Source organism: Agromyces sp. NPDC058104, from assembly GCF_042884835.1.
GTDB lineage: Bacteria > Actinomycetota > Actinomycetes > Actinomycetales > Microbacteriaceae > Agromyces.
The window spans coordinates 301335-313864 of record NZ_JBHVTD010000003.1 but is presented as its reverse complement, the minus strand read 5'-3'; the positions used below and the strand labels follow the sequence as shown (position 1 = coordinate 313864).

Annotated in this window: 14 protein-coding genes; 8 read left to right on the top strand and 6 right to left on the bottom strand. The window is 72.3% G+C overall.

All coding sequences use genetic code 11. The annotated features are described in order from the left end of the window. Positions 1-29: 29 nt before the first annotated feature. Together serB and ACFVTH_RS15335 are read right to left on the bottom strand one after the other, a co-directional pair. The gene (gene serB / locus ACFVTH_RS15340; protein ID WP_387092656.1) at positions 30-692 is read right to left on the bottom strand and encodes a phosphoserine phosphatase SerB; all 663 of its coding nucleotides are present in this window, start codon (positions 690-692) and stop codon (positions 30-32) included. Next, positions 689-1936, bottom strand: coding sequence for a glucose-1-phosphate adenylyltransferase (locus tag ACFVTH_RS15335; RefSeq protein ID WP_387092653.1), 1248 nt, complete (start codon positions 1934-1936; stop codon positions 689-691). The genes serB and ACFVTH_RS15335 overlap by 4 nt, the downstream gene beginning before the upstream one ends. An 82-nt stretch (positions 1937-2018) precedes the next feature. On the opposite strand from ACFVTH_RS15335, the gene glgA reads away from it, so the two are divergent. From glgA to ACFVTH_RS15315, 4 genes are all read left to right on the top strand, one after another. Beyond that, entirely contained in the window at positions 2019-3206 is a 1188-nt protein-coding gene (gene glgA, locus ACFVTH_RS15330) for a glycogen synthase (RefSeq protein ID WP_387092650.1), read from the top strand. 60 nt (positions 3207-3266) lie between these two features. Further along, complete coding sequence (locus ACFVTH_RS15325; protein ID WP_387092647.1) at positions 3267-4058, top strand: ABC transporter ATP-binding protein; 792 nt, start codon at positions 3267-3269, stop codon at positions 4056-4058. A gap of 154 nt (positions 4059-4212) precedes the next feature. Continuing rightward, a complete protein-coding gene (locus ACFVTH_RS15320; protein ID WP_376945248.1) occupies positions 4213-4461 on the top strand; it encodes a type B 50S ribosomal protein L31 in 249 nt (82 codons plus the stop codon). A gap of 81 nt (positions 4462-4542) precedes the next feature. Next, entirely contained in the window at positions 4543-5196 is a 654-nt protein-coding gene (locus ACFVTH_RS15315; RefSeq protein WP_387092643.1) for a GNAT family N-acetyltransferase, read from the top strand. Here ACFVTH_RS15315 and ACFVTH_RS15310 read toward each other — a convergent pair. Next, complete coding sequence (locus ACFVTH_RS15310; protein ID WP_387092641.1) at positions 5127-5828, bottom strand: 3'-5' exonuclease; 702 nt, start codon at positions 5826-5828, stop codon at positions 5127-5129. The genes ACFVTH_RS15315 and ACFVTH_RS15310 overlap by 70 nt on opposite strands. 122 nt (positions 5829-5950) lie before the next feature. Between ACFVTH_RS15310 and ACFVTH_RS15305 the strand changes: the two genes are divergently transcribed. After that, positions 5951-6844, top strand: coding sequence for an alpha/beta fold hydrolase (locus ACFVTH_RS15305; RefSeq protein WP_387092638.1), 894 nt, complete (start codon positions 5951-5953; stop codon positions 6842-6844). Next, positions 6841-7947 carry a glycosyltransferase family 4 protein gene (locus ACFVTH_RS15300; RefSeq protein WP_387092635.1) on the top strand — a complete coding sequence of 369 codons (1107 nt, stop codon included), beginning with the start codon at positions 6841-6843 and terminating at the stop codon, positions 7945-7947. The genes ACFVTH_RS15305 and ACFVTH_RS15300 overlap by 4 nt, the downstream gene beginning before the upstream one ends. A 44-nt stretch (positions 7948-7991) precedes the next feature. Here the strand turns inward: ACFVTH_RS15300 and ACFVTH_RS15295 are convergent, their stop codons facing one another. Next, complete coding sequence (locus tag ACFVTH_RS15295; protein WP_387092632.1) at positions 7992-8597, bottom strand: histidine phosphatase family protein; 606 nt, start codon at positions 8595-8597, stop codon at positions 7992-7994. A 31-nt stretch (positions 8598-8628) separates the two neighbouring features. Continuing rightward, positions 8629-9411, bottom strand: coding sequence for a Sir2 family NAD-dependent protein deacetylase (locus tag ACFVTH_RS15290; protein WP_387093652.1), 783 nt, complete (start codon positions 9409-9411; stop codon positions 8629-8631). A 155-nt stretch (positions 9412-9566) separates the two neighbouring features. Here ACFVTH_RS15290 and ACFVTH_RS15285 point away from each other — a divergent pair, with 155 nt between their 5' ends. Beyond that, entirely contained in the window at positions 9567-10385 is an 819-nt protein-coding gene (locus tag ACFVTH_RS15285) for a TrmH family RNA methyltransferase (RefSeq protein WP_387092629.1), read from the top strand. Next, positions 10382-11716, top strand: coding sequence for a D-alanyl-D-alanine carboxypeptidase family protein (locus ACFVTH_RS15280; protein WP_387092626.1), 1335 nt, complete (start codon positions 10382-10384; stop codon positions 11714-11716). Before ACFVTH_RS15285 ends, ACFVTH_RS15280 begins: the two co-directional genes overlap by 4 nt. Here the strand turns inward: ACFVTH_RS15280 and ACFVTH_RS15275 are convergent. After that, positions 11698-12483, bottom strand: a complete 786-nt coding sequence (locus ACFVTH_RS15275) for an SGNH/GDSL hydrolase family protein (RefSeq protein WP_387092623.1) — start codon at positions 12481-12483, stop codon at positions 11698-11700. The genes ACFVTH_RS15280 and ACFVTH_RS15275 overlap by 19 nt on opposite strands. Positions 12484-12530: the final 47 nt, after the last annotated feature.

The window sequence follows — 12530 nt, the reverse complement described above, 5'->3', positions numbered from 1 at the left end:
CGCACCGGCCCTCCGTTCGTGTACGAGGATCAGCCGCGCAGGCCGAGCACGGCGAGCACCGCGCCGAGGTCGGGGCGGTCGATCGCGAGATCGGCCTGAGCCCGCACCACGGGCTTCGCGCAGAACGCGATGCCGAGCGCGGCGCGATCGAGCATCCGCAGGTCGTTCGCGCCGTCGCCGACGGCGACCGTGCGCCCGAGCGGGATGCCGCCTGCCGCCGCCCACTCGACGAGCGCCGTCGCCTTCGCCTCCGCGTCGACGATCGGGCCGTCGACGCGGCCCGTGAGGCGACCGCCGGCGGTCTCGAGCCGGTTCGCGCGGCAGAAGTCGAGGCCGAGTCGCTCGGCGAGCGGGTCGAGCAGCTCGTGGAACCCGCCCGACACGACGCCGACGAGCCCGCCGGCCGCGTGCACGCCGTCGATGAGCTCCCGGACGCCGTCGGTCGGCGTCATGCGCTCGCGCGCGGCGGCGAGCACCGACTCGTCGAGCCCGGCGAGGGTCGCGACGCGCTCGCGCAGGCTGGCGGCGAAGTCGAGCTCGCCGCGCATCGCGCGCTCCGTCACGGCGGCCACGTGCTCGAGGCTGCCGGCCTCCTCGGCGAGCAGCTCGATCGCCTCCTCGCGGATGAGCGTGGAATCGGCGTCGAGCACGACGAGCGGGCCGCGCGAGCGGCCCTGGGCGGCGGGGTTCACGCGTGGGCCCGAACGCGAGAGCCCTTGCCGACGACCGTGATGCCGCTGTCGGTCACGATGAAGCCGCGGGCGAGGTCTTCGGCGCGGTCGACGCCGATGCGCGCCCCGGCCTCGACCACGACCTCCTTGTCGAGGATGGCCCGCTGCACCGTCGCCCGTGCGTCGATGCGCGCGCGATCGAAGAGGATCGAGTCGGAGACGTGCGCGCCCGAGCCGACGACGGCCCACGGGCCGATCACGCTGCGTTCGACGTGCGCGCCCGAGATCACGGAGCCGAGCGACACGATCGAGTCGATGACGGTGCCGAGGGTGCCCCGCGCATCGCGCGTGAACTTCGCCGGAGGGGAGTTGAGCTGCTGGCTGAAGATCGGCCACTCGCGGTTGTAGAGGTTGAAGATCGGCATCACCGAGATGAGGTCCTGGTGGGCCTCGAAGAAGGAGTCGATCGTCCCGACGTCGCGCCAGTAGTAGCGGTCGCGGTCGGTCGAGCCGGGGACGTCGTTCTGCTTGAGGTCGTACACGCCGGCGTCGCCCTGGGCCACGAACGCCGGGATGATGTCACCGCCCATGTCGTGGCTCGAGTCCGAGCGTTCGCCGTCGCGGAGCACCGCGTCGATGAGCGCGTCGGCGTCGAACACGTAGTTGCCCATCGACGCGAGCACCTCGCCGGGGGAGTCGGGCAGCCCGACCGGGTCGGTCGGCTTCTCGAGGAAGCGACTGATCCGCGCGGGCCGCTCGGGGTCGACCTCGATCACGCCGAACTGGTCGGCGAGCGCGATCGGCTGCCGGATCGCCGCGACGGTCGCCGAGGCGCCCGACTCGACATGCGCGTCGATCATCTGCGAGAAGTCCATGCGGTAGACGTGGTCGGCGCCGACGACCACGATCAGGTCGGGGCGCTCGTCGTAGATGAGGTTGAGGCTCTGGAGGATCGCGTCGGCCGAGCCAGAGAACCAGCGCTTGCCGAGCCGCTGCTGCGCGGGGACCGACGCGACGTACGAGTTCAGCAGGCCGCTCAGCCGCCAGGTCTGCGAGACGTGGCGGTCGAGGGAGTGCGACTTGTACTGGGTCAGCACGACGATCTGCCTGAGACCCGAGTTCAGCAGGTTCGAGAGCGCGAAGTCGATCAATCGGTACTGCCCGCCGAACGGCACTGCGGGCTTCGCCCGGTCCTCAGTCAGGGGCATGAGCCGCTTGCCCTCGCCACCAGCGAGGACGATGCCGAACACCTTGCGCGAAACCATGAGGCAACTGTAACCAGCCTGCGCGACTTCGCGCGTCCGGGTTTCGGCCCGTGTCCTCCGACCCTGCGCTACCGTTGCCAGCATGCGCGTCGACCTCCTCACCCGTGAGTATCCGCCCGAGGTGTACGGCGGTGCCGGCGTGCACGCCGCCGAGCTCGTCCGCGCGCTGCGCGCGAGCATCGACGTGCGCGTGCGCTGCTTCGGCGCGCCCCGCGACGAGGCCGGCACGCAGGCGTACCCGGTGCCGGGCGCGTTCGACGAGGCGAACGCCGCGCTGTCGACGATGGCCGTCGACCTGCTCATGGCCGGCGATGCCGCCGGCGCCGACGTCGTGCACTCGCACACCTGGTACGCGAACTTCGCGGGTCTCACCGCGAAGCGGCTGCACGGCGTCCCGCACGTCGTGACCGCCCACAGCCTCGAGCCGCTGCGGCCCTGGAAGGCCGAGCAGCTCGGCGGCGGCTACCGGCTGAGCTCCTGGATCGAGCGCACGGCCTTCGAGGACGCCGACGCCGTCATCGCCGTGAGCGAGGGGATGCGCCGCGACATCCTGCGCGCGTACCCCGCCCTCGACCCGTCGAAGGTCGACGTCGTCGTGAACGGCATCGACCTCGCCGACTGGGCCCCGTCGGAGGACGGCGACGCGGTGCGCGCACTCGGGGTCGACCCCGACCGCCCGTCCATCGTCTTCGTGGGCCGCATCACCAGGCAGAAGGGGCTGCCGTACCTGCTGCGCGCCGCGCGGCTGCTGCCGCCCGAGGTGCAGCTCGTGCTCTGCGCGGGCGCCCCCGACACCGAGGAGATCATGGCCGAGGTCACGGCGCTCGTCGACGGACTCCGGTCCGAACGCGACGGCGTCGTCTGGATCGACCGCCACCTTCCCCGCCACGAGCTGACCGCCCTCCTCACCGCGGCGACGACCTTCGTCTGCCCGTCGATCTACGAACCGCTCGGCATCGTGAACCTCGAGGCGATGGCGTGCGGCGCGCCGGTGGTCGGGACGGCGACCGGCGGCATCCCCGAGGTCGTCGACGACGGCGTCACCGGCGTGCTCGTGCCGATCGAGCAGGCCGACGACGGCACCGGCACCCCGCTCGATCCCGAGCGATTCGTGCGAGATCTCGCCGACGCGCTCACCCGCGTCGTCGCCGACCCGGCTCGCGCGGCCGAGATGGGCGCCGCCGGGCGCCGCCGCGCCGAGACGCACTTCGCGTGGGGCGCGATCGCCGCGCGCACGATCGAGGTGTACGAGCGGGTCCTCGCCCGGTGAACGTGCCGGCGGCCGCTCGCGTGCGTCGGGCGGGCCTCCGGCTCCCGATAGCATTGACGCATGGCGAGTGCGAGTACGGTCCTGCAGTTCCGCGACGTGTCGGTGGTTCGTGACGGCAACACGATCCTCGATGCGGTGACGTGGAGCGTCGCCTCCGACGAGCGCTGGGTGGTGCTCGGGCCGAACGGCGCGGGCAAGACCACGCTGCTGCAGATCGCCGCGGCCGCGATGCACCCCACCTCGGGCAAGGCCGAAGTGCTCCAGGAGGCGCTCGGCAAGGTCGACGTCTTCGAGCTCCGTCCCATGATCGGCTTCGCCTCGACGGCGATGGCGCGTCGCATCCCGCGCGACGAGACGGTGATCGACGTCATTCTCACCGCCGCGTACTCGGTGACGGGTCGTTGGAACGAGGAGTACGAGGGCATCGACCTCCGCCGCGCCGAGCGCGTGCTGAAGGAGTGGGGCCTCGACGGCTTCGCGGGCCGCCGCTTCGGCAGCCTCTCAGACGGCGAGCAGAAGCGCGTGCAGATCGCCCGCTCGGTCATGACCGACCCCGAGCTGCTCCTCCTCGACGAGCCGGCCGCCAGCCTCGACCTCGGCGCGCGTGAAGAGCTCGTGGGCCTCCTCGGCGGCTACGCGGCCTCGCCGTCGTCGCCCGCGATCGTCATGGTCACCCACCACGTCGAAGAGATTCCCGTCGGGTTCACCCACGCCCTCCTCGTGAAGAAGGGCGGCATCGTCGCGGCGGGCCCCCTCGCCGAGGCGCTCACCGCCGAGAACCTCGGTTCGACCTTCGACATGACGATCGAGCTCACCGAGCGCGACGGCCGATACGCCGCGCGCGCCGTCTGAGAAGTTCTCGCCCCGATTCTGCTAAACTCGTTAGCTGGCCCTACCGCCACCATGCTTTCCCGCCGCTGACCGACACCGCGAAGGTGTCGCAGTCGTGCGGCAGGAGCTCCAAATCCATCGTCCGCTCTCTCAATCGAAATCCAAGGAAGTCTCCATGAAGACCGACATCCACCCCGAGTACAACGCCATCGTCTTCCGCGACCTGGCTTCGGGCGCCACGTTCCTCACGCGTTCGACCGCCACGAGCGACAAGACGATCGAGCTCGACGGTGTCACCTACCCGGTCATCGACGTCGAGATCTCGAGCGAGTCGCACCCGTTCTACACGGGCAAGCAGCGCATCATGGACTCGGCCGGCCGCGTCGAGAAGTTCAACCAGCGCTTCAAGGGCTTCGGCAAGTAATCCAGCCGAACCGGAAGGGGCGGGCGACGTATGTCGCCCGCCCCTTCGTCGTGCCGGCCGCGCGGCTGATACCGTCGCCGAGTGACCAGGCGCGAGCGCGATGACGGGGGCCGTGCGCGGCTGCCGGAGCTCGGTGACGGCCGCGTGCGACTGCGGGCATTCGGGCCGCAGGATGTCCCGCTCGTCCTCGAGGCGTCCGCCGACCCGATGATCCCGCTCATCACGACCGTGCCGCAGTCCGCCGATCCGCGCTCGGCGCGGGCGTACCTCGCCCGCCAGGCCCGTCGGCTCGCGAGCGGCGAGGGCTACTCGTTCGCGATCGCCGACCACGACGACCGTGCCCGCGGACAGATCGGCCTCTGGCCGCGCCGCGACGATCGCGGTCGAGCGGGCATCGGCTACTGGCCGGCCCCGTCGGCGCGGGGCCGGGGGTTCGCCTCGGCGGCGGTGCGGCTCGTCGCCGACTGGGCGTGGACGCTCGGCACGATCGAGCGGCTCGAGCTGTTCACCGAGCCGTCGAACGCCGCCTCGATCGCGGTCGCGGAGTCGACCGGCTTCAGCCGCGAGGGGCCTCCTGCGGTCATGGATGCCCGTCGGCGGGACCCGGCGCGACATGCTCGTGTACTCAGCAGTCCGAGGCGGACGCGGTGCCGGGCGGATGCAGATCAGCGCACCGGCCACGCCCCCGAGGTCGTGAACTCGGGCTCGCCGTTGCGGCGGCGCCACGACTGGTAGCTCTCCGCCTGCTCGCGGCACCAGTCGACCTGGCGGGCGTGCAGCTCGGCGACGGCGACCGTCGCGAGCTCGGGGTGGGCGCGGGCGATCGCCTGCGCCACACGTCCCGCGGCGACCGCGTCGGCACCGGCGTTGTGCGCGTCGTCGAGCACGACGCCGTAGTGCTCGGCCGTCGCCGAGAGCGTTCGCTTGCCGCGACGGTACTTGTCGACCGCCTTGTCGATCACGAGCGGGTCGATGACCGGCCCCGGGCCCGGCAGAGGGGCGAGGCCGTATCGTGCGGCCTCGCGCTCGAGGATCGTGAGGTCGTAGGCCGCGTTGTAGGCGACGATCGGCAGGCCCCGCGCCGCCGCGTCGGCGAGCGCCGCGATGATCTCGCCGACGGCCGTCGGCGCCGCCTGCCCCTCGAGGCGGGCGCGCTCGGTCGTCACGCCGTGGATGAGCGACGCCGCCGTCGGGATCTCGATCCCGGGGTCGACCAGCCACTCGCGCTGCTCGAGCACCTCGCCGTCGGCGCCGAGCACGCCGACGTGGGCGGTCACGATGCGGCTCACGTCGACGTCGATGCCGGTGGTCTCGAGGTCGAAGACGGCGAGGGTGTTCGCCCACAGGGCGGCGTTCGTGGCATCCATGTGCGAAAGGCTATGCAGCGCCACCGTCATCACCGCGGCAGCGGGGCGCGTGTCCGCAGCATCCGCGACGCAGCGGCCGCCTGCGGGGCCCCCGTGCAGGCGGGATCCGTAGAATGGCGGGGATGATCGATTCGCCCTACGCCGCCGCGCTCGCCCGCATCCCCGTCAGGGCCCACCGGGTCGACGTCGACGGCACCGACACCGCGTGGTGGGAGTACGGCGACGCCGGCGCCCCCGTGCTCGTGCTCGTGCACGGCTTCCGCGGCGACCACCACGGCCTCGAGCCCGTCGTCGCCCAGCTGCCCGGCTACCGCATCATCTCGCCCGACCTGCCCGGCTTCGGCGAGTCGGCGACCTTCGCCGACCGCGAGCACGACATCGACGGCTACGCGCGCTGGCTCGGCGCCTTCATCGAGGCCGTCGGCATCACGGGCGACTACGACCTGCTGGGGCACTCCTTCGGCTCGATCGTGTCGTCGGCGGCCGTCGCCGGGGGTCTCGCGCCGCGCCGGCTCGTGCTCGTCAACCCGATCGGCGCCCCCGCGCTGCAGGGGCCGCGCGGCGTCATGACCCGGCTCGCCGTGCTCTACTACCGCGCCGCCGCCGCGCTGCCCGAGAAGGCCGGCTTCGCGCTGCTGCGCAACGGCGTCGTCGTGCGCGTCATGAGCGTGACCATGGCGAAGACCGGCGAGCGCGAGCTGCGCCGCTGGATCCACGACCAGCACGACCGCTACTTCTCCGACTTCGGCGATCGCGACCAGCTGCTCGAGGCGTTCCGCGCCTCCGTCAGCCACGACGTGAGCGAGTACGCCGAGCGCATCGCCGTGCCGACGCTCCTCGTCGCCGCCGAGCGCGACGACGTCACCCCGATCGAGGCGCAGCACCGACTCGTCGGGCGGTTCCCCGACGCGACTCTCGAGGTGATCCCCGAGGTGGGGCACCTCATCCACTACGAGACGCCCGGCGACGCCGCGGCGCGCATCGGCCGGTTCCTGCGCGCGGAGTCGCGCGCATGAGGGTCGTCATCGACTGCCGCTACACCCGCATCGGCCACCACGACGGCATCAGCCGGTTCACCGCGGGCCTCGTCACCGAGCTCGCGAAGCTGCACCCGGTCACGATGCTCGTGAGCGACCATCGGCAGCTCGAGATGCTGCCCGACCTGCCGTGGCAGCTCGTGAGCTCGCCGACGAGCGCCCGCGAGCCGTTCGTCGCCCGCCAGGTGCGGCGCCTGCGGCCCGACATCGTCTTCTCGCCGATGCAGACGATGGGGTCGTGGGGCCGCGACTACCGCCTCCTGCTCACCCTGCACGACCTGATCTACTACGAGAATCGCACTCCGCCGCGCGACCTCTCCGCGCCGGTGCGCCTGCTCTGGCGGCTCTACCACCTCGCGTGGTGGCCGCAGCGGCTCCTGCTGAACCGGGCGGACTCGGTGGTCACGGTCTCGGAGACCACGGCGGGCCTCATCCGCGAGCACCATCTCACCGATCGCCCGATCACCGTGGTCTCGAACGCCTCCGACGACCTGGGCGTGCCCGAGCTTCCGCGCACCCGCCCCGAGGGCCACCGCCTCGTCTACATGGGCTCGTACATGCCGTACAAGAACGTCGACACGCTCGTGAAGGCCGTCGCTGCGCTGCCCGACCACGAACTGCACCTCCTCAGCCGCATCGGCCGAGACGAGCGCGAGCGGCTCACGAGGCTCGCCCCCGAGGCGCGGCTCGTGTTCCACGACGGCGTGACGGATGCCGCGTACGCGGAACTGCTCTCGGGCGCCACCGCGCTCGTGCACGGCTCCAGGGCCGAGGGCTTCGGCATCCCGCTCATCGAGGCGATGCGCCTCGGCACGCCGGTCGTCGTGAGCGACATCCCGATCTTCCGCGAGATCGGCGGCGACGCCGCCCTCTACTTCGACCCGGGCGATGCCGACGACCTCGTGCGGGCGCTCGGCGACCTCGAGTCCGACGACATCTGGCAGGAGCACTCGGCCCGGTCGGTGGAGCGCGCCGCGCAGTACACCTGGGCGGGGTCGGCCGCGACCCTGCTCGAGCTCATGCGGCGCACGGTCGCCGAGCACGGCGGCCGCGGCAGTCGGCGGCGCGGCCGACGCCGCTGACGAGCCCGGCGACCGTGGGCAGGCGCCCCGGCTGAGCTCGCGTCTCAGGCCTCGGTGCCGGTGAGGAGCTCGGGCTCGACGAGCTCGAGCGCGCCGTCGGAGTGGCGCAGCAGGTGCACCGAGCCGTTCGTGATCGCGTAGCCGGCTCCTGGGAGCGTCCAGTCGCTCAGCTCGAGGATGAGCGAGTGGATGACGCCGCCGTGCGAGACGACGACGACGCTGCCGCCCGGGTGCGCGGCCGCGATCTCGGCGAGCGCGGCGCTCGCCCGGGCGATCACCGTCGAGCGCGGCTCGAGCCCCTCGATCGTCGCCGCCTGCGCCTCGACCGCCATGCGGCCGGCGTGGTCGAGGCCCTCGAGCACGCCGTGGCTGCGTTCGGCGAGCGAGCCCATGAGACGCGGCGCGGGCAGTTCGAGCACGTCGGCGATGATCTCGGCCGTCTCGGCCGCGCGCGACAGCGTGCTGGCGTAGACCGCGTCCCAGCCGTCGGCGGCGAGCCGGTCGCCGGTCGCGGCGGCCTGCGCGCGGCCGGTGTCGTTCAGGGGGATGTCGGTCATGCCCTGGATGCGGCGCTCGCGGTTCCACTCGGTCTCGCCGTGGCGGACGAGGGCGATGAGCGTCGGCTCGGGGTGGCGCGGGGCATCCGTCATGTCGACGACTCTCGCACGTCGCGGGCCCGCATCACGAACCGAGCGCCTCGGCGAAGGCGGTGAGCGTCTCGCTCGCGCCGGCGTCGATCTTCACGGCGGCGCGCGAGTCGCCCTTCGTGACCCCGCGGTTCACGACGATGATCGGCAGCCGGCGACGGCGCGCCTGCTCGATGAGGCGCACTCCCGAGTTGACGACGAGCGAGGACCCCGCGACGAGGAACACGTCGGCGCCCGCGACGAGCGAGGCGGCGGCCTGGAACGTCGGCACCGGCACGAACTCGCCGAAGAAGACGACGTCGGGCTTGAGGATGCCGCCGCACACCGTGCAGACGGGGATGACCATCGACTCGACGTCGTCGACGACCACGTCGCCGTCGGGGGCCTGGCGGATCGACTGCTCGAGGTCCATGCCGGGGTTCAGGAGCGTCAGCTCCTCGGCGATGGCCTGCCGCGCGTAGTGCTGTCCGCAGTCGAGGCAGACCACGCGGTCCATGCCGCCGTGCAGCTCGACGACGTGCCTGCTGCCCGCACGGCGGTGCAGCCCGTCGACGTTCTGCGTGACGACGCCGGCGACCGCCCCCGAGGCCTCGAGCGAGGCGAGGGCGAGGTGCCCGGCGTTCGGGCGGGCCGCGCCGAAGTGCCGCCAGCCGAGGTGGCTGCCGGCCCAGTAGCGCTTCCTCGCCTCCTCGGAGGCGAGGAACCGCTGCACCGTCATGGGCGTGCGCACCGGTGCGCCCTCGCCGCGGTAGTCGGGGATGCCCGAGTCGGTGCTCACACCCGCGCCCGTGAGCACCGCGACGCGCGCGCCGCGCATGAGCTCGATCGCTTCGCGCACCAGTTGCCCGGTGCCGGGCGTCGCGTCGATTCCGATCTCCACTGGAGCTCCATTCAGACGAGGTTGACCTGATTGTAAACACCGTCGTTTTCCGGTTTGTTTCCGAGGCTGGCACTCTTGAGGGGAGGAGACCCATGCACATCGAACGAGTCCGCGACGCGGCATCCGATTCCGTCGCCGACTACGCGCGGCTCACCGACGTGACCCTGCGCAGCGCGCAGGAGCCCGAGCAGGGTCTCTACATCGCCGAGTCGGCGAAGGTCATCGGCCGGGCGATCGCCGCGGGCCACCGTCCGCGCTCGGTGCTCATGGAGGAGAAGTGGCTCGCCGGACTCGAGCCCGTGCTCGCCCCGTTCGACATCCCGGTGCACCTCGCCGACCCCGCGCAGCTCGAGGAGATCACCGGGTACCGTGTGCACCGCGGCGCACTCGCCGCCTTCGAACGACCTGAACCGGCCGACCCGGCCGAGCTCCTCGCCGGGGCGCGTCGCGTGGTCGTCCTGGAGGACATCGTCGACCACACGAACGTCGGCGCGATCTTCCGTTCGGTCGCCGCGCTCGGCGCCGACGCGGTGCTCGTGACGCCGCGCTGCGCCGACCCGCTGTACCGGCGCAGCGTCCGCGTCAGCATGGGCACCGTGTTCCAGGTGCCGTGGACGCGGCTGCCCGAGTGGGGCGAGGCGTCGACGCTGCTCCACGAGGCCGGCTTCACGACCGCCGCCCTCGCACTCGCCGACGACGCGGTGCCGCTGCGCCGGCTCGCGGCCGACCCGCCCGAGCGACTGGCGCTCGTGTTCGGCGCCGAGGGCGACGGGCTCAGCCGCAGCGCGCTCGAGGCCGCTGACGCGGTCGTGACCATCCCGATGCGCCACGGAGTCGACTCCTTGAACGTCGCCGCCGCCGCGGCCGTCGTGCTCTACGCCCTCGCCCTGCCGGAGGAACCGACCCCGTGACCGAGACGTCCTCGCAGGCGCCCGCGCCCGTTCCCGCCGCCGCTTCCACGAGCGCGCCGCGGCCCGTCGACCCGAACGAGCGGCGCCGCGTCTACCGGCGTCGCCGCATCGTCGTGTTCGGCACGCTCGCCCTGCTGATCGCCCTGCTCGTCGGCGGCGGCGTCTACACCGCGAACGCGCTCGGCGCCCCCGTGCCGGCCGCAGCACCCGACATCGAGCAGCCCGCCCCCGTCGTCGCCGCGCCGCAGTCGCTGGCGCTTCCGGGCTTCGGCGGCTACGCCGTCGGCGCGATCGGCTTCGATGGGCTCCTCGCCGCGGGCAACGCGGATCAGCCGATGGCCTCCGCGAGCATCACCAAGGTCATCACCTCGCTCGTGATCCTCGAGCAGCACCCCGTCGCGGCGGGCGAGAACGGTCCCGACATCGAGTACACCGACGCCGACGTCGACATCTACTGGGACATGATCGCGCAGAACGGCTCGGTCGCCCCCGTCGAGGCGGGCGCGACGCTGAGCCTCCGCGAGAGCCTCGAGGCGCTGCTGCTGCCCTCGGGCAACAACTACGCGATCTCGCTCTCGAACTGGGCCTTCGGATCGGAGCAGGGGCTCGTCGACGCGGCCCGCACCTGGCTCGACGCGCACGGGTTCGCGAACACGCGCATCGCCGACGCCAGCGGGCTCTCGCTCGAGAACACGTCGACGCCCGCCGACCTCGTGAAGCTCGGCGAGCTCGCCCTCGCCGAGCCCGTGCTCGCCGAGATCGTCGCCACCCAGAAGGTCGACATCCCCGAGCTCGGCAGCCTCGAGAACTCGAACAAGCTGCTCGGCACGCACGGCGTCGACGGCATCAAGACCGGCACGACCGACGACGCCGCGAATCTGCTCTTCTCGGCCGACTACGCCGTCGGCGACACGACCGTCACCGTCGTCGGCGTGGTGCTCGGCGGCGAGAACCACGCGATGCTGCGCGAGGCGATCGCGAAGCTGCTCGACAGCGTCGCGCCGGGGTTCCACCAGGTCGCGCCGCTCGAGGCCGGGCAGGAGCTCGCGAGCTACGACACCCCGTGGGGCGACACCGCGCGCGCACGGGCCGCCGACGGGGCATCCGTCGTGGTCTGGAGCGACACCCCCGTCGAGGTCGAGGTGCGGGCAGAGCCGCTGACCCTCGCGAACGAGGGCGAGGAGGTCGGCACCGCCGTCGTGCGGGCGGGCGCCCAGGAGATCACCGTGCCGCTCGTGCTCGACGCCGAGATCGACGACCCGGGAACGTGGTGGCGGCTCGCCAACCCCGCGGGCCTCGAGCCCGCGACCGCTCAGTCGGGCAGCGAGTAGGGCGCCGCGTCGGGTCGCTTGGGCGAGATGAGGTCGCCCGACGACTGGTGCCGGATGCGCCGCACCACCCACGGAACGAGGTATTCGCGCGCCCACGCCAGGTCTTCGACGCGCGCCTGACGCCAGGTCGTCGACGGCAGCGGTTCGGGCTTGCGCGGCTCGAGGGAGTTGTCGACGTTCAGCGCGGCGAGCACCATGCGGGCGACCGTGTGGTGGCCGAGCGAGTTGAGGTGCAGGCGGTCGGCCGACCACATGCGCTGGTCCTGGATCTCGGTGAGCGCCCACTGGTCGGCGACGATGCAGTCGTACTTGGCGGCGATCGTGCGGAGGTTCTCGTTGTAGATCGCGACCTTGCCCCGGATGCCGCGGAAGACGGGGGAGAAGCCGACGTCGACGCCGGTGAACAGCACGATCGTGGCGTGGTCGCGCGACAGGCGCTCGATCGTGTACTCGAAGCGCGCGGCGATCTCGTCGGGATCGGTGCGCGGGCGGATGACGTCGTTGCCGCCCGCGGAGATCGTGATGAGGTCGGGGCGCAGGGCGAGCGCCGGTTCGAGCTGCTCGTCGATGATCTGCTGGATGAGCTTGCCGCGCACCGCGAGGTTCGCGTAGGCGAAGTCCTCGGTCCCCTGCGCGAGCACCTCCGCGACGCGATCGGCCCAGCCGCGGTGGCCGCCGGGGACGGAGGGCTCGGGATCGCCGATGCCCTCGGTGAACGAGTCGCCGATGGCGACGTAGCGCGACCAGGGATGCTGCTGGGTGACCATCCCTCCATTCTGCACAACGTGTCGGTTCGAGGATGTCGCAGGCCTCC